Origin of the sequence: Stenotrophomonas beteli (assembly GCF_001431665.1) — a bacterium.
In the GTDB taxonomy this organism is placed as follows: domain Bacteria; phylum Pseudomonadota; class Gammaproteobacteria; order Xanthomonadales; family Xanthomonadaceae; genus Stenotrophomonas; species Stenotrophomonas beteli.
The window spans coordinates 175,917-191,139 of record NZ_LLXV01000014.1; the positions used below are offsets into that span (position 1 = coordinate 175,917).

Annotated in this window: 20 protein-coding genes; 13 read left to right on the forward strand and 7 right to left on the reverse strand. The window is 65.8% G+C overall.

Features of this window, described 5'->3' with window-relative positions; translation table 11 throughout:
* Position 1: 1 nt before the first annotated feature.
* A complete protein-coding gene (locus tag ARC23_RS02410) occupies positions 2-640 on the reverse strand; it encodes a DUF6766 family protein (RefSeq protein WP_057495749.1) in 639 nt (212 codons plus the stop codon).
* A gap of 101 nt (positions 641-741) precedes the next feature.
* Complete coding sequence (locus tag ARC23_RS02415) at positions 742-930, reverse strand: hypothetical protein (RefSeq protein WP_057495750.1); 189 nt, start codon at positions 928-930, stop codon at positions 742-744.
* A gap of 148 nt (positions 931-1,078) precedes the next feature.
* On the opposite strand from ARC23_RS02415, the gene ARC23_RS02420 reads away from it, so the two are divergent.
* The 3 genes from ARC23_RS02420 (at position 1,079) to ARC23_RS02430 (ending at position 3,531) form a co-directional block, all read left to right on the forward strand.
* Complete coding sequence (locus ARC23_RS02420) at positions 1,079-2,242, forward strand: zinc-dependent alcohol dehydrogenase (protein WP_057495786.1); 1,164 nt, start codon at positions 1,079-1,081, stop codon at positions 2,240-2,242.
* A gap of 10 nt (positions 2,243-2,252) precedes the next feature.
* A complete protein-coding gene (locus tag ARC23_RS02425) occupies positions 2,253-2,759 on the forward strand; it encodes a hypothetical protein (protein ID WP_057495751.1) in 507 nt (168 codons plus the stop codon).
* Positions 2,760-3,132: 373 nt separating this feature from the next.
* The gene (locus ARC23_RS02430) at positions 3,133-3,531 is read left to right on the forward strand and encodes a BLUF domain-containing protein (RefSeq protein ID WP_080392995.1); all 399 of its coding nucleotides are present in this window, start codon (positions 3,133-3,135) and stop codon (positions 3,529-3,531) included.
* A gap of 15 nt (positions 3,532-3,546) precedes the next feature.
* Here the strand turns inward: ARC23_RS02430 and ARC23_RS02435 are convergent, their stop codons facing one another.
* Complete coding sequence (locus ARC23_RS02435; protein WP_057495753.1) at positions 3,547-3,939, reverse strand: response regulator; 393 nt, start codon at positions 3,937-3,939, stop codon at positions 3,547-3,549.
* 207 nt (positions 3,940-4,146) lie between these two features.
* On the opposite strand from ARC23_RS02435, the gene ARC23_RS02440 reads away from it, so the two are divergent.
* The 3 genes from ARC23_RS02440 to ARC23_RS02450 all read left to right on the forward strand — a co-directional run bounded on the left by ARC23_RS02440 (position 4,147) and on the right by ARC23_RS02450 (position 6,120).
* The gene (locus tag ARC23_RS02440; RefSeq protein WP_238985169.1) at positions 4,147-4,494 is read left to right on the forward strand and encodes a hypothetical protein; all 348 of its coding nucleotides are present in this window, start codon (positions 4,147-4,149) and stop codon (positions 4,492-4,494) included.
* A gap of 159 nt (positions 4,495-4,653) precedes the next feature.
* Positions 4,654-5,175 (forward strand): ferritin-like domain-containing protein, encoded by a 522-nt coding sequence (locus ARC23_RS02445; RefSeq protein ID WP_057495754.1) that lies wholly within the window; start codon positions 4,654-4,656, stop codon positions 5,173-5,175.
* Positions 5,176-5,211: 36 nt separating this feature from the next.
* Complete coding sequence (locus ARC23_RS02450) at positions 5,212-6,120, forward strand: manganese catalase family protein (RefSeq protein WP_057495755.1); 909 nt, start codon at positions 5,212-5,214, stop codon at positions 6,118-6,120.
* A gap of 100 nt (positions 6,121-6,220) precedes the next feature.
* On the opposite strand, the gene ARC23_RS02455 is transcribed toward ARC23_RS02450, so the two are convergent.
* The gene (locus ARC23_RS02455; RefSeq protein ID WP_046430680.1) at positions 6,221-6,544 is read right to left on the reverse strand and encodes a KGG domain-containing protein; all 324 of its coding nucleotides are present in this window, start codon (positions 6,542-6,544) and stop codon (positions 6,221-6,223) included.
* Between the two features lie 303 nt (positions 6,545-6,847).
* Here ARC23_RS02455 and ARC23_RS02460 point away from each other — a divergent pair, with 303 nt between their 5' ends.
* Genes ARC23_RS02460 through ARC23_RS02470 form a run of 3 tightly spaced genes read left to right on the forward strand, consistent with a single transcriptional unit; the run spans position 6,848 to position 8,806 of the window.
* Positions 6,848-7,315, forward strand: a complete 468-nt coding sequence (locus ARC23_RS02460; protein WP_057495756.1) for a BLUF domain-containing protein — start codon at positions 6,848-6,850, stop codon at positions 7,313-7,315.
* Positions 7,312-8,079, forward strand: a complete 768-nt coding sequence (locus ARC23_RS02465) for a DUF72 domain-containing protein (RefSeq protein ID WP_057495757.1) — start codon at positions 7,312-7,314, stop codon at positions 8,077-8,079. Before ARC23_RS02460 ends, ARC23_RS02465 begins: the two co-directional genes overlap by 4 nt.
* Complete coding sequence (locus ARC23_RS02470) at positions 8,072-8,806, forward strand: DNA-formamidopyrimidine glycosylase family protein (protein ID WP_057495758.1); 735 nt, start codon at positions 8,072-8,074, stop codon at positions 8,804-8,806. The genes ARC23_RS02465 and ARC23_RS02470 overlap by 8 nt, the downstream gene beginning before the upstream one ends.
* Before the next feature lie 39 nt (positions 8,807-8,845).
* Here ARC23_RS02470 and ARC23_RS02475 read toward each other — a convergent pair whose 3' ends face one another.
* Complete coding sequence (locus ARC23_RS02475; protein WP_005416567.1) at positions 8,846-9,343, reverse strand: YciE/YciF ferroxidase family protein; 498 nt, start codon at positions 9,341-9,343, stop codon at positions 8,846-8,848.
* Positions 9,344-9,591: 248 nt separating this feature from the next.
* Between ARC23_RS02475 and ARC23_RS20265 the strand changes: the two genes are divergently transcribed.
* Both ARC23_RS20265 and ligD read left to right on the forward strand, forming a co-directional pair.
* Positions 9,592-9,768 carry a DUF3606 domain-containing protein gene (locus ARC23_RS20265; RefSeq protein ID WP_080392996.1) on the forward strand — a complete coding sequence of 59 codons (177 nt, stop codon included), beginning with the start codon at positions 9,592-9,594 and terminating at the stop codon, positions 9,766-9,768.
* 13 nt (positions 9,769-9,781) lie between these two features.
* Positions 9,782-12,331: a DNA ligase D gene (gene ligD, locus ARC23_RS02480; RefSeq protein ID WP_057495759.1), complete on the forward strand. Its 2,550-nt coding sequence runs from the start codon at positions 9,782-9,784 to the stop codon at positions 12,329-12,331.
* 7 nt (positions 12,332-12,338) lie between these two features.
* On the opposite strand, the gene ARC23_RS20270 is transcribed toward ligD, so the two are convergent.
* Positions 12,339-12,599 carry a hypothetical protein gene (locus ARC23_RS20270; RefSeq protein ID WP_238985170.1) on the reverse strand — a complete coding sequence of 87 codons (261 nt, stop codon included), beginning with the start codon at positions 12,597-12,599 and terminating at the stop codon, positions 12,339-12,341.
* Between the two features lie 190 nt (positions 12,600-12,789).
* Between ARC23_RS20270 and ARC23_RS02485 the strand changes: the two genes are divergently transcribed.
* Complete coding sequence (locus ARC23_RS02485; RefSeq protein ID WP_057495760.1) at positions 12,790-13,239, forward strand: BLUF domain-containing protein; 450 nt, start codon at positions 12,790-12,792, stop codon at positions 13,237-13,239.
* 9 nt (positions 13,240-13,248) lie between these two features.
* Here the strand turns inward: ARC23_RS02485 and ARC23_RS02490 are convergent, their stop codons facing one another.
* Positions 13,249-13,479 carry a hypothetical protein gene (locus ARC23_RS02490; RefSeq protein ID WP_057495761.1) on the reverse strand — a complete coding sequence of 77 codons (231 nt, stop codon included), beginning with the start codon at positions 13,477-13,479 and terminating at the stop codon, positions 13,249-13,251.
* A gap of 225 nt (positions 13,480-13,704) precedes the next feature.
* Here ARC23_RS02490 and ARC23_RS02495 point away from each other — a divergent pair, with 225 nt between their 5' ends.
* A complete protein-coding gene (locus ARC23_RS02495; protein WP_057495762.1) occupies positions 13,705-15,222 on the forward strand; it encodes an FAD-dependent oxidoreductase in 1,518 nt (505 codons plus the stop codon).
* Position 15,223 lies beyond the last annotated feature (1 nt).

Here is a 15,223-nt window from a genome sequence, read left to right on the forward strand (position 1 = left end):
CTCAATCTCCTGTCTGGGTGTGCGGCGCCTCGACCGGCTTGGATTGCGGCGAATCCTTCTGGCGCAGGAAGATCGTCAACACCACCAGCGACAACACGGCCAGGAATTCGCTTTGCCAGTTCTGCATGGATTCGAACCAGAACGTGCTGCTGGCCAGGTGCTCCAGGAAGCCGGGCACCGGCAGTCCCTTCAACTGCTGTTCGGCTTGTTCGGCCCGCCAGCTGCCCAGTGCGTGCAGCGTAAAGCTGAGCAGGAACAACAGCCCGAACGCAATTGCCAGCGAATGGCCGTAAAGGGCCTTCCACAGGCCACCGCGCCTGGCTGGCCAGGGCGTGGGGCCGGGTTCGATGCGATTGTGTTCCTGCGCCGGATTCAAGGGCCGCGATTCGGCTGAGCCACGTTGCCGCAGGCTGACCGTCAGCAGAACGTACATCCCCATCTGCAGGAATTCGCTCTCCCAGTTTTCGAACGTGGCGCTGACGAAGTGCCCGGTCGCCAGGTAGTGCCAGAGATCGAGTGGCGCCCGGCCGTGCTCGATCAGCTCCTGGTTGTGCACCTGGTGTCCCGCGACCGCCTGCCCGACGATGAACAGCGCAGTGAGGGCAAGCAGTACCAGCGACAGACCATTGCGTTTCCACATGCAGCACCTCGTTCAGGCCACTCCGGAAGGCGTGTCATGAAGCGTGCTCGGGTCGCGGACAAGCGCCCGTGAATCCTGCGCATCCGGTGCGTGAGGCGGACTCAGCGCTGGCCAGTAGGATCCGGATCAGGGCGCTCGTAGTCTTCGGGAACGGCTTTGGGGCCATTGCTGTCGTCAGGCATGTCATGGTCCTTCCACCTGGCGCGGTCATTGCGCCGCTTGTCCGGCGTATGCGCCTTCGACTGATCGTCCACGTCCGTGGTCGGATTGAAGGGAAGCTTGTCGTTCATGTGCAGCTCCTGCGGCGTGAACCCCAAGCCTGCACCGGGCTGGGTTAACGCCACGACGCCGCAGAATGAACGCCGCGCACACCCCGATGTCACTGCGAAGGGATGCAGGCGTTGCGATGCTGGAACCCCGGCTTCCTGGAGCAGCATGATGCAGGCATTGACCTATCACGGCCGCAAGGATGTGCGCGTCGAGACCGTGCCCGACCCGGTACTGGCGGTGGATGACGATCTCATCCTGCGGGTGACCGCCACCGCCATCTGCGGGTCGGACCTGCACCTGTACCGGGGCAGGATTCCCGATCTGCACGATGGCGACGTGCTGGGCCACGAATTCATGGGCGTGGTGGAAGAGGTCGGCCGCAGCGTGACCCAGGTCAAGCCTGGCGATCGGGTGGTGATTCCCTTCGTGATCGCCTGTGGTGACTGCTTCCACTGCCGGCTGGCCGAGTATGCCGCCTGCGAAACCACCAACCCTGGCAAGGGCGCTGCGCTGAATCAGAAGGGCATACTGCCTCCGGCGGCGTTGTTCGGATACAGCCATCTGTATGGCGGCGTGGCCGGTGGCCAGGCCGAATTCGTGCGCGTTCCAAAGGCGAACGTGGGCCCGCTTCGCATCCCGGACGGCGTGGCCGATGAGCAGGTGCTGTTCCTGTCCGACATTCTCCCGACCGGCTACCAGGCCGCGCTGAATGCAGGGGTGAAGCCGGGCTCGACGGTGGCCATTTTCGGCGCAGGCCCGGTTGGATTGATGAGCGCGGCCTGCTGCCGGCTTCTGGGCGCGGAGACCCTCTTCATGGTCGACCACCTGCGCTACCGCCTGGACTATGCGCGGCGCGCCTATGGCGTAACCCCCATCGACTTCAGCGAGATCGAGGACCCGGCCGATTACATCCTGGCCCAGACCAGTGGCCGTGGCGTGGACGCCTGCATCGAGGCCGTGGGCTTCGAAGCCGAAGGCAGCGCGCTGGAGTCAGCGTTGACCGCCGTGAAGCTGGAAGGCAGCAGCGGCGTAGCGATCCGGCAGTGCATCGCGGCAGCGCGTCGCGGTGGCGTGGTCAGCATCCCCGGGGTCTATGCCGGCTTCATCCACGGCTTTCTGCTGGGGGATGCGTTCGACAAGGGGCTCACGTTCAAGATGGGGCAGACCCACGTGCAGGGACTGATGCCCGAGCTGCTCGACGCGATCATGGAAGGGAAACTGGCCCCGGGTGACATCATCTCGCACAGGATGCGCCTGGCCGATGCAGCGCAGGGGTATGCCATGTTTGACGCCAAGGATGACGACTGCCGCAAGATCGTATTGACACCGTGAGCGGGCCGGCATGAGCGTGATTGTCGTGGCCGGTGTGTACGCGCTGTGGCTGGCGGCCGGCTCGCTGGACTTCCATTTCCACCGGCGGACCCACCTGCCGCAGACCTCGGGCATGGATGAGAGCGCATTGCACGGGGTGCAGCTTGTGCTGATCGGCAGCGGCGTACTGGCGTGGCTCCTGCTGGAAAACACGTGGCTACTTGCCACATTGCTGGCCGTACTGGTCATTGCACACGCGGTCGCAGGCTACTTCGATACCGTCAGTGCGGACGGGCGGCGACGCATCAGCCCGGCCGAGCAGCACGTGCACAGCGTGCTCGACGCTGCACCCTGGGTACTGCTGGCCTGGGTCGGCTGGCACGCCCAGCCACGCTGGTCGCTCACGGTAGCGCCGGCCGTACCGGAAGTGTGGTGGTTGGTCCTGCTGCCGGCGCTGGGCGTGGTGGTACTGCCCTGGTTGTGGGAGCTGCTGCAATGCGTCCGGGCAGGACGGCGCCGCCGGCAGGAAAGCGCGTGAGCACCTTGGCGCAGTGAATTCATGCGCCGGAGACGCCTCCAGGATAGTGGTGTGACGGCTTGCCGCCTACGTTCATCACACCTCTCCAGTGCAGGTCCCTTCATGCAGCGTGCGACCTCACCCTCCCCAGTGCAGAACCGCGCCCGTGAGGTGCTGGTGCCGCGACCGAACAGGCCGATGCCACGGCGATGGACACGCTGCCGCTGGTCGTCGAACCCGACGCAAAAGCCGCGTGAATCCAGGGCTCGTGTTACTGCGGTGTGCGGCCGGGGAGAGGACTGAGCTAGACCGGCAGTGAAACACCTCATGCCCCCCTACAGCAGCGTCGCCATGATCGAAGCGCAGGAGACTTCCTGCGTCAGAAGGAATCAACGTGCCCCTCCGCGCAGTCGCCTACGCAAGTGAGGCGATACCGGGGCTTTCCATGGACCATGTGGACGACCTCACCAGGGCCGCCGCCCGCTTCAATTTCGAAGCAGGCGTGACGGGCGTGCTTCTTTACGATGGGAACCGCTTCCTCCAGTACATCGAGGGACCGGAAGACAGCATCAACGTGGTGTACAGCCGCATCCTTGGCTCCCGCAGCCATTGCGAACTGCTGGAACTGGGCCGGGGCAGGGTGTGCGGCCGGTTCTTCCCCTACTGGTCCATGCGGCTGCTCTGGACCGACCCTGCCGACATCCGCATCGTGGCGGGTGGCAACTGGAATGGGCTTTCCCGCGCTGGCGCGCTGCGCCAGTTGAGCCAGGTGGTGGCCCCACACTTGGGCTGACCCGGGCGCTGGCGCTCAGTGCGTGGTCGGGGGCGTGCAGACGTCTCCCACCACCTGCTGGACCGCTTCCTGCAACCGGTCGATGTGGAACGGCTTGGCCACGAAGGTTGCGCGGCGGTGGCGCAGTGGTACCAGCTGGTCATACACCGCAGAGACGAACAGGTAGGGAATACCGAGTTCCGCCAGCCGATCGGCAACCGGGAACACCACGCCATCGCGAAGCTCCACATCCAGCACCGCACCATCGAAGCGTTGCGTATCCAGCAGCCCCAGCGCATCGAACACGCTGTAGGCGTGGGTCACCCGGCCGCCGCCATCTTCCAGCGCCTGTTCCATCAGTGCAGCGAGGTCGAGCTGGTCTTCAACCAGCAGCAGGTTGCATCTGCGCTGACTCGTTTCCGATTGCATGCACGCATGCCTGTGTTGCCTTGGGAACTGCAGTGTGTGCTGTAGTGCATCAACGGCGTGCGTGCGGCATGTCAGCCCGGTGCGAAGCGGCCCGGCGCTGGTGCCCCGCGCGTCGATGCGGCGTGGAAGGCGGTGTGGCGTTTTTTGACGGCGCGTTGGCGGCGGCCATGGATACTGCCGCCGTCCCCCCGCACTGGAGCCACGGCCATGCCTCGATACGCTACCGATCCCACCATCCCCTGCGCACTGCGCGTGGAATGCATGTCCCTGGATTGCGGCGGCGCTGCGATCGTCGTGGAGCTGGATCGCGCCCCCGAACGGGCATGGATGAAGTCGCTGAAGCGCACCCTGCAGGAGGATGACGTGCTGGAGGGCGCCCAGGCCAAGTTCGATGGCCGCTTTGTCTACGTCGTGGGCGTGGAAGGTGGCGCGCACCGTGCGCAGCATCGGGTGATCCAGGCATTGAAGGCGTCAGCAGGCGCATTCGTGGTCGCGACAGGCTCTCATCGCAACGCTGGTAGCGCAGCAGTAGCGTCCGGCGCGATGCCGGCCTGACCGCACACTCGGCGTTGCCAGGCACGTGCGGATGTTATGACGGCATCAGTGCCAGGTGCAGTGTGCACGCCCGGCGGTTCACGCCGGGCGACGGAGCAGTGATTGCCGTCTCGCCACCATGGTCTCCGGAGGCATGTCGCCCCACTACCGGAGACCGTGATGGCAGACCAGAACACCGCCCGCAGCGAGCGCCTGCTGAAGTGGCTACAGGACGCCTACGCCATGGAGCAGGAGGCGGAGACCATGATGAAGGCCATGGCTTCGCGCATCGAGAACTATCCCCAGCTTGCCGCACGTATCGGCCAGCATGTGCAGGAGACGCAGCAGCAGGCCGCCTCCCTGCGCGAGTGTATTGAATCGCTGGGTGGCAGCGTGCCCACCGCGAAGGGGCTGTTCGCCAGCGTGACCGCAGCCATCCACGCTGCCGGCAACAGCCTGATGGAAGACGAGGTCGTCAAGAGCGTCGGTATCTCCTTTGGCTTCGAAAACACCGAGATCGCCACCTACCGGGCGCTGGTGATCGCGGCCGAACGTGCCGCCGCACCGGACATCGCGGCCGTATGCGGCCAGATCCTGCAGGAAGAGATCGCCATGGCGCGCTGGCTGGAAGAACACCAGGACAGCCTGGTCGGCGCGTTCCTCAACCGGGACGAAACGCCCGGCGCCCAGGCCAAGCGCTGATCCCGATCGCGCCTGCCAGACACAGGAGACAGCCCCATGTTCTTTCACCACAAGAAGCTGATGTACACCGTGCGCGTGCGCGAATCCAACCCGCAGCTTGCCAGCCTCATGCTGGAACAGTTCGGCGGCCCGCAAGGCGAACTGGCGGCCGCGATGCGTTACTTCACCCAAGGACTCGGCGAATGCGATCCCGGCCGCAAGGACCTGCTGATGGACATCGCCACCGAAGAGATCAGCCACCTGGAGATCATCGGCACCATCATCGCCATGCTCAACCGCGGCCCGAAGGCCATCCAGTCCGAGGGGCTTGCCGAAGCCGAGGACATGCGCCTGCTCGGCCAGAACAGCACCAGCCATACCGAGCAGCTCCTGTACGGCGGCGGCCCGGCGCTGGTCAATTCGAGCGGTGTTCCGTGGACGGCGGCCTACGTCGATTCGATCGGGGAGCCCACCGCCGATCTGCGCTCGAACATCGCCGCGGAAGCCCGCGCCAAGCTGGTCTACGAACGACTGATCACGGTCACCGACGATCCAGGCATCAAGGATGCACTGCGCTTCCTGATGACGCGCGAAGTCGCGCACCTGAAATCCTTCGAAAAGGCCTTGCACAGCATCCAGCCCCATTTCCCCCCGGGCAAGCTGCCGGGTGATCCCGCCTTTACCGACCTTTACATGGACATGTCCCAGGGCGACGGCGCGGATGATCCGCTGGGCAGCTGGAACAGCGGCGAACTGTGGGAGCGGGTCAGCGACCGCGAGGCCCAGGCCGCTGTGGATGGCGGCGACGGCAGCGCTACGGTAGGCCTGGCCCCACGCGAGCAGGCCGCGGTGCAGGCCATGACCCTGCGTACGCTCTCCGACCCCGAAGCACGACCGACAACCGGTGCCGAACTGGGCGCAGGGCCGGGGGCCGGCGCGCTCGACCTGCCGCCACGGGAGCCTTGACGCCGGTCAAGGCCGGGGCAGGCGTCCGCCCCTCGCATTGCGTAAAAAAAGTGGGCGGACACGCTGTCCGCCCACATAGCGTGCAACCGGTCAGTATCGATCAACGCTGCTGGCCACCGCGGTTGTTGTTGCCACCACGTTCCTGTTGCTGCTGCCGGCCGCCTTGGTTGCCGCCCTGGTTGCCGCCGCCATGGCTGTTCTGGCCGCCTTCGCGGCCGATGTCGGCCATATGCTGGCGATCCTGGCTCACCGCTTCGCCGCCCTTGCGACCGGCTTCGCGCGCTTCTTCAGAGCTGAATTCGTGGGCGTTGCCCGACTCATGCGCGGCGCGGCCGCCCTTGGCGGCGATCTCGCGCTGCTTGTCCTCGTCCATCGAAGCGAAGCCGCGGTTGCTGCTGCCCTGGTTCTGGTTCTGGTTGGCCATGGAAAGTCTCCTTGGAGTGCGCCGCCCGATTGGCGGCAGCGACCATCTTCCAGATCCGCCGCTAGACCGCGGTGGCACGACCGCCAACGTGGTGTCATGCGCGGCCACGTACTTCCTCATGCGTTCTCCACGAATGCGAATCGACCTGCGGGTGACACGGCACGGCGGCCGCGGTGCTGGCGCCGGGTGTCAACGCAGCGCGGCGTCGGCACGTCCAGGTTCAACGCCGCCTCCACGCCGGTGTCACCGCGCGTTTGATCCGCAGCGCTAAGGTAGAGCCCACTGCAACAACCCGGTGCTGTCATGCCTCTTCGTGCCATCGCATATGTAAGTGAAGCCACCCGAAACCTGACTGCAGAGCGGCTGCAGCGACTTGTCACCGACGCGATGCTGTTCAACGAATCTGCTGATGTGACCGGCGTCCTCCTGTTCGACGGCACTCGCTTCCTGCAATATCTCGAAGGCCCCGAGGCCGGCGTCGGCGCGGCCTACACCCGCATCCTGGCGGCCGGCAGCCACAACGGCCTGGTCGAGCTGAACCGGGGCAGGGTGGGGAGGCGGCAGTTTCCGCACTGGCAAATGCACAGCGTGCGGGTGGATGAGCTGGCGCTGGGAAAGATCGCGATCTCCGACTGGACCGGCTTCGTGCGCAGCGCCTCCGCACTCGCCCCGGGCACCAGTGCGCTTGATCGACTGCAATTGGTGGCACAGGCACCGCCAGGCGGCGGCGACGGCCTGTTGCTGGAGCCAGACGGACCGGTGGCACGATGAACGCAGCCGACGCCCCGGGCACGCCAGGCCAGGTACGTATCGGCTGCGCTGGCTGGTCGCTGTCGCGGGCAGCGCAGACGGCGTTCGGCGCCGGCGACAGCGTGCTGCAGCGCTATGCCACCCGCCTGCCGATGGTCGAGATCAATTCCTCGTTCTACCGCCCCCACCAGGCGGCGACCTACGCCCGGTGGGCCGCCAGCGTGCCCGCAGGTTTCCGCTTCGCAGTGAAACTGCCACGCCTGATCAGCCATGAACGCCGGCTGCGCGACACGATGCAGCCGCTGGCGCTGTTCCTTGATGGCGTGATGGCGCTGGGGGACAGGCTGGGGCCGCTGCTGCTCCAGCTGCCGCCCAGCCTGGCGTATGAGCCGGCAACCGTGACCGAATTCCTGCACGGACTGCGCGCACGCACCTCGGTTGATGTCGCCTGCGAACCGCGCCATCCCAGTTGGTTCACTGCGGACGTCGATGCGCTGCTGAGCGACCATGGCATCGCACGGGTCGCGGCTGACCCGGCCCGGGTACCCGCAGCAGCGGTCCCGGGCGGTGACCGCACGTGGAGCTACTGGCGCTGGCACGGGCAGCCGCAGATCTATCGCAGCGCCTACAGCGAGCAGGCGCTGGTGGGCCTGGCCGAGCAGCTGCAGCGCGAAGCCGCCGCGCAGCGCCGTGCCTGGTGCGTACTGGACAACACCGCGCTGGGCCACGCGACCGGTAACGCCCTGCGCCTGCAGACACTGCTGCGGGAGCACGCGCATGCCTGAGGGCCCGTCCATTGTCCTGCTGCGTGAAGCCGCGAGCCGTTTCAAGGGTCACGTCGTACGAGGCGTTTCCGGCAACAGCCGCATCGACCTGTCACCGCTGCAGGGCCGCAGGGTCAAGTCGGTTCGCAGCTGGGGCAAGCACTTCCTGCTGGAATTCAGCCATCACACGCTGCGCATCCATCTGATGATGTTCGGCAGCTGGCGCATCGACGAGCGGAAGCCGACGCCCGCACGGGTCTCGCTGGCATTCGACAACGGCGAACTGAATTTCTATGCGTGTTCGGTCCGGCTGATCGACGAGCCGTTGAACGACGTCTACGACTGGCGGGCGGATGTGATGAACGACGCCTGGGATCCGAAGCTGGCCCGGCGCAAGCTGAAGGCGCTGCCCAACACCCTGGTCTGCGATGCGCTTCTGGACCAGGCGATCTTCGCCGGCGTCGGCAACATCATCAAGAACGAGGTGCTGTTCCGGATCGGCGTGCATCCGGCCACGCGCCTGGGTGACCTGCCGCCGCGCAAGCTGACCGCCATGATCACGCAGGCACGCACCTACAGCTTTGAGTTCCTGGAGTGGAAACGGCGCTTCGAGTTGAAGAAGCACTGGCAGGTGCATACGCGCAAGGTGTGCCCGCTCTGTGGTGGCCCGATCAGCAAGCTGTACATGGGTACGACGCGGCGGCGCACGTTCTTCTGCCCGATCGATCAGGTGCTGTACAGACCCTGAGGCCGCCTTCCGTGGCGGCCGGGCTCCGTGCGATGCCGCTCAGGCGGCCTGCGCGGCCTTGGCATTGCCGCCGCCCTTGGCCAGCAGGGTCAGCTTCTCGTCGGTCGCCTTTTCTTCCTCCAGCGTCTCCAGCAGCAACGGCAGGGCATCCTTGTAGCCCAGCTGCTTGGCCAACGCGGCGATCGTTCCGTAGGAGGCAATTTCGTAATGCTCGACCTTCTGCGCGCCACCGATCAGGGCAGCATCGCGCACCGGCCCCTTGTCGATGCTGTCGATCACCTCCTTGCCTTCCTCGACCAGGCCTTCCATCGCCGCGCACTTGATGCGCTTCAGGCGGATGCCGAGCACCTCGACCACCTGGTCGATGCGTTCGATCTGTCCCTGGGTTTCCTCCAGGTGCGTCTCGAACGCCGCGGCCAGATCCGGATTCTCGGCCGCACGGGCCAGGCGCGGAAGCGCCTTGGTCAGCTGCTTCTCGGCGCTGTAGATGTCCGAGAGTTCGTGGATGAACAGGTCTTCGGCCGTCTTGATAGCCATACTGGGCTCCGCAGTGAGTGGAGCAGTCAGCGTAGGGTCTGGTCGGTTGCGATCAGGCGGGGGATGAGTGAAGGCGGCATGTGAGCTCCCACGCGGACCCTACGCACTGCCTTCACGAAGTGGTGTCTCTTCAGGACTGGATCTACCGCGCGGCCGCCGGCCTTCGCCATGGCTTCACAGTGGCATCGCTCCGTGCCCATGGAATGGCCGGTACGGTCAGTTCACCCCCGATCACGCTGGAGACTCCCATGAGCGATGACAGGAAGAACGTTGGCAGCCCGGACCGGGATCGCATCAACGTCAACGAGGATTATGAGCTGCGGTACTGGACCGCGACGCTGGGCGTGTCCGCCGAAGAACTTCGCGCGGCCGTCGCGGCGGTCGGGCCCACGGCGGTTGCTGTACGCAAGCACCTGGGCAGATAGCGCGGAGCTGGCCATGTCCTTGGTCGAGTATCGCCGCAAGCGTCGTTTTGACCAGACCCAGGAGCCCGAACCGGGCAAGGCGCTGCCGAAAGGCCAGCGCGCCATATTCGTGGTCCAGCTGCATCATGCCAGCCGCAGGCACTATGACTTCCGCCTGCAGGTTGGTGATGCGCTGAAGAGCTGGGCCGTTCCCAAGGGCCCAAGTTACGACCCGAAGGTCAAGCGCATGGCGGTGGAAGTGGAAGATCACCCCGTGGATTACGCGGCCTTCGAGGGTGAGATTCCAAAGGGCCAGTATGGCGGCGGCCATGTCGCCCGGTTTGACCGCGGCGTATGGGCCACGCAGGGCGATCCGGAAGCCCAGCTCGCCAAGGGCCATCTCCGCTTCGAACTGTTCGGTACCAAGCTGAAAGGCGGCTGGCATCTGGTCCGGTCGGGAAAGCCTGCGCGCCAGCCGCAGTGGCTGCTGTTCAAGGAGGACGATGCCTTCGCCAGCGACCTTGAGGCAGACGACCTGCTGGCCGATGTCGCTGCGCCGCCACCGGAGGATCTGAAGCACGCCGGGGCCGGCAAGGCCGCGAAGAAGCGGCTGACAGCGGTGCCTGCCACACGCACCCGGCGAAAGAGCTGGTCGAAGAAGGCCCTTGCGCTCAGCAGGGCAAGGAGGGCAGCGGCGCCGTCCGGGCCGTTCGAGCCGCAGTTGGCCAGGCTGGGCGAAGCGCCGCCCCAGGGCGGGCAGTGGGTGCATGAGATCAAATGGGATGGTTACCGCATCCTTGCCACTGTCGTTGAGGGCAACGTGCAGCTGTGGTCACGGAACGCGCTGGAATGGACCGGCAAACTTCCCGAGATACGTGACGCGATCGCGGCCCTGGGCTTGACCTCGGCAGCACTGGACGGCGAGCTGATCGCCGGTGCTGGCACCAAGGAGGACTTCAACCTGCTCCAGGCCACGCTTTCCGGCGAGAGGCAGGGCGTCCTGACGTATGCACTGTTCGATCTGCTGCATCTCGATGGCGTGGACGTCGCCGATGCCCCCCTGCTGGAACGCAAGGCCCTGCTGCAATCGGTGCTTGAAGGGCAGGGCAGCCCACTGGCATTCAGTTCGCATGTACAGGGAGATGGCGAGGAGGCCTACCGCCTGGCCGGTGAGCAGCACTTCGAAGGCATCATTTCCAAGCGCGGTGATCGCAGCTACCACAGCGGCCGCAGCGAAGACTGGCGCAAGACGAAGCAGCTGGCCAGCGACGAGTTCGCGGTGGTGGGATACACCGCACCCAAAGGCAGCCGCACCGGCTTTGGCTCGCTGCTGCTGGCCCGGCCAGACGCAAAGCATGGCTGGCTCTACGCCGGCCGCGTCGGGTCCGGGTTCTCGGACGAACTGATTGGCGACGTCAGCAGGCGCATCAAGGGCGGCGGCGGCCGCAAGCCAACCGCATACGTGCCCACGCAGGACACCGACCTGCGCGCCGCGACGTGGTTCGAACCGCGTTTCGTGGTGGAGGTCTTCTATCGCGGGATTGGCGGGCAGAAGCTGTTGCGCCAGGCGTCGCTGAAGGCGGTGCGGACGGACAAGGGCATCGCCGATCTCGGTGATTCAGATCGCTCCGGGCCGGCCACGGCCTCTGGTGGAAAGCCCGCGCCCCCGCGTCCTGCGCGCGATGCGAAAAAGTCACCCGCTGCCGACCGCAGCCCCCCCACGCTGTCGTCACCCGGCAAGATCCTGTTTCCTGGCGATGGCTACACCAAGCAGGAGGTATGGGAGTACTACGCAGCAGTGATGGAGCACCTCCTGCCCGAGGTGGTTGATCGTCCGCTGTCGATCATCCGATGCCCGAGTGGCACCGCAAAACCCTGCTTCTTCCAGAAACACCATACAGCCGGACTGGAGCTGGTTGATTCGGTAAGGCTGAAGGAGGAAAGCGGGATCAACGCCCAGTACCTGGTGGTGCGCGACGCAGCCAGTCTGCTTGAACTGGTGCAGTTCAACGCATTGGAGTTCCACCCCTGGGGCAGCCATGCCGAGGCGCCCGACCAGGCCGACCGGGTGGTGTTCGATCTGGATCCAGGGCCAGACGTACCCTTTGCCGAGGTCAAGAAAGCGGCCAACGACATCCGCAAACTGCTGGCGCAGCTGGAGCTGGAATCGTTCCTGCGGGTATCCGGCGGCAAGGGCCTGCACGTGGTCGTGCCGCTCAACCCGGGATGCGATTGGGACCTGACCAAGCGCTTTGCCAAGGGTTTCGCCGACGCGCTGGCGCAATCCGAGCCCCAGCGCTTCCTGGCAACGGCCACCAAAAGCCTCCGCAACAAGCGGATCTTCGTCGACTATCTGCGCAACGGGCGCGGTGCGACGGCGGTGGCGTCCTACTCGCTGCGGGCCAGGCCGGGGGCACCGGTCGCGCTGCCGATCGCGTGGGGCGACCTGGCGAAACTCAAGCGCGCAGACGCGTTCACGATCAAGGACGTGCCAGCAAGGCTCAAACGGCGCCGCAAGGACCCCTGGGCCGGTATCGGGAAGGTGAAGCAGAATCTGGCGCGATGGGCGCAGGCAGACCCGTAGCCCGCACCTACGCTTCGGGCGGCTGCGCGGTACTGGGCAAGACATGATCGCATTCAACCAACCGTGCGTTGCTGACCGTCTGGCGCGACGAGCAGGCACCGCATACCAGCGTCGTTCCACCGGGTACCGCTCCCAACTCGCCTCCAGACAACTGCGTAATCCTGCCGCAGGTGTTGCAACGCACGCGAATGGACCTGACGCGCTCAATACCCTGCACACCGGAAGCGGCGTCCAGCTCCAGAACATGGAAAAGGCCGGTATTGGGCATGGGGAGCTCCCGAGTCATCTGTTCCAAGCGTAAACGATCCATGGCATAGGGCGCGTCGAGGCGTCCTGGCTGCCGCTCGTCAGCCGGAACCCAACGGAATCACAAAATGCACATGATCGGAACAAACCCGGAGCGCAGATGGCCTATCCTAGCGATACGGAATCTGGGGGGGTCGCTACAGGAGCAGCCAATGCCGATCAGGGCAGTCGCCTACGTCAGCGAAGCGGGCCCCGCCGTTGTGGGTGATCCGCTCGGGCTGGGCAGCGGAAAGCTGGACGATCTGGTGGATGATGCCAGCCGCTTCAACCGCAGTGCCGGCGTCACTGGCGTCCTGCTGTTCGACGGCACCCGCTTCCTCCAGTACATGGAGGGGCCCGAAGACGGCTTGAGGGTGGCGTACTCGCGAGTGGTGGGTGCTTCCAGCCACGCAGGGCTCATCGAGTTGCAGCGCGGCAGGGTAGGCAGCCGGCGACTCCCGTTCTGGCCGATGCGCTGGCTGCCGACGCAACCCGAGCAGTTGAAGATCCTTGCCTGCGCGGACTGGTCTGGATTCGCCCAGCACAGCGATGATGATGCGCCAACCGAGACGGCGATGGATGTCCTGGCGAGGTTGGTGGAACCGCATGTCGTCGCGGCGTGATCCACCGGCCTAGCGACCTCCATAGCGCGCCGTCCACGGGATCTCTCCGCTGCACACGTTGAGGTGCCCGGTGCGCATCACGCAATACAGCCGGGCATCCGGATCCGCACTGGCGGCAATGTAGTCCAGCGCCTCGGCGAGCATGCCGATGAACTGCGGCTCGGGATGGAACGCCGTCCAGGTTGGCAGCATTTCCTCCAGTTGCGCGATCATCAGGTCGATTTCCAGGTGCGTGCTCACTGCCTGATCCTCCTTCGAGGCACACAGTAGCGATCACCCTGCAAGGGGAGGGTTGCGACCGGCAGCGGCGACGCAGGCGTGTTGTCTACGCAGACTTCACACATTGTTGATCCGCGATCGGTGCGCCCAACGTGTGAGCATTTTCTGCACGACCGCGCCACCGCCATTTCACCGGCAAGGGCGTATCACAGAGGCCTCCCCGCTGAAGGTGCAAGGATTTCTGTCATGTCTGGACCGGCCCCGCGCGCCAGCTTGTGGTCAGCTGACACCGGGTCGCATAGCTTCCGCCCCCTTGCTGGCACGACGCGCGTCGACGTGCTGGTGGTGGGCGCAGGCATGACCGGCCTGCTGACCGCAGCCCGCTTGGCTGATGACGGCCTGGATGTGCTGCTGGTTGATGCGGGGCCCATCGGCGGACGTAATACGGTGATGTCCACGGGTAATCTTTACGCGCCCGTCTCGCGGCTGGCAGATCTGATCTCGCGTTGGGGTGGTGACACTGCCAGCCGTATCGTGCAGTGGCGGCAGCAGGCGCTGCGATCCATCGAAACGCTGGTTCATCGCTACGATCTGCGCTGTGGATTCGAACGCGTGACCATGCAGTATGGCGTGCAGCAGCGCACGCGAGAGGTCACGGCGCGATTCGAGCGTGAGCTGCAGGCCTATCAGCGCGTCGGGCTGCAGTGCGAACATCAGCAGTCCGGGCTGCCGTTCGCATTGGGCCACGCCTTCCGTGTCCCCGATCAGGCACAGTTGGATCCGGCGGCGTTCTGCAGGGAACTGGCCCGTCATCTGGCGGGCCGCGTGCGCATCCACGACGGGACCCGGATCACCCGCATCGAGCCATCCGCCGGCATTGCGACGGCCCCTGGCGTCCGCATCCATGCCAGGCACTTCGTGCTCGCCACCCACTCGCCAGCAGGATTCAATCTGGTGCAGGCAGAGATGGAGGTGTACCGCGAGTACGGCGTGGCGATGCCGGTTGCCAATCCGCCAGCGGCAGGTATTCACTGGATCGCCGACCGGCACCGCTCGCTGCGCGGGGTGCCCGGGACTGATGGCCGTGACTGGCTGGTGCTGGTCGGCGAGACGCATCGCACCGGCGAAACACCGGTGATGGATCCGGCCCAGCATCTGGTCGCCGACGCGCGTCGTAACTTCATCGTGCACGGCGAGCCGCTGTGCTGGTCTGCGCAGCAGTTCCGTGCCGCCGACCAGCTGCCCTACATCGGCAGCAGCGCGCACGACAATGTGTGGGTGGCGACCGGCTATGGGCCGGACGGTTTGACCTGGGCGGGCGTGGCCGCTTGTGCGATCGCCGAGGGGATCAGGGGCGCGGCCAGCGAGATCGAGCAGCTGCTCAGCCCCATGCGCTTCACGCCGGTGCGCTCGGCGGCCGGCTGGGCCCGCACCAATACCACGGTGGCGCGGCACATGGTGGCAGATCGCCTGGGTGCTGCGCCGTCGCACTCACCCGGCGAGCTGAGCCGTGGCTGCGGGGCACTTCTGGACGTGCATGGAAGGCGAACCGCGGTCTACCGCGATGATCACGGCCAGCTGCACGCAATGTCGGCGCTGTGCCCGCACCTCAAATGCGTCGTTCAATGGAACGGGCATGAGCGCACATGGGACTGCCCCTGCCACGGCAGCCGCTTTTCAGCCACCGGGGCACTGCTGGAGGGCCCCGCCACGCAGGGCCTCACACCAGAACCGCTGCAGGCGGGGCAGCCGCCTGAGCGTTGAC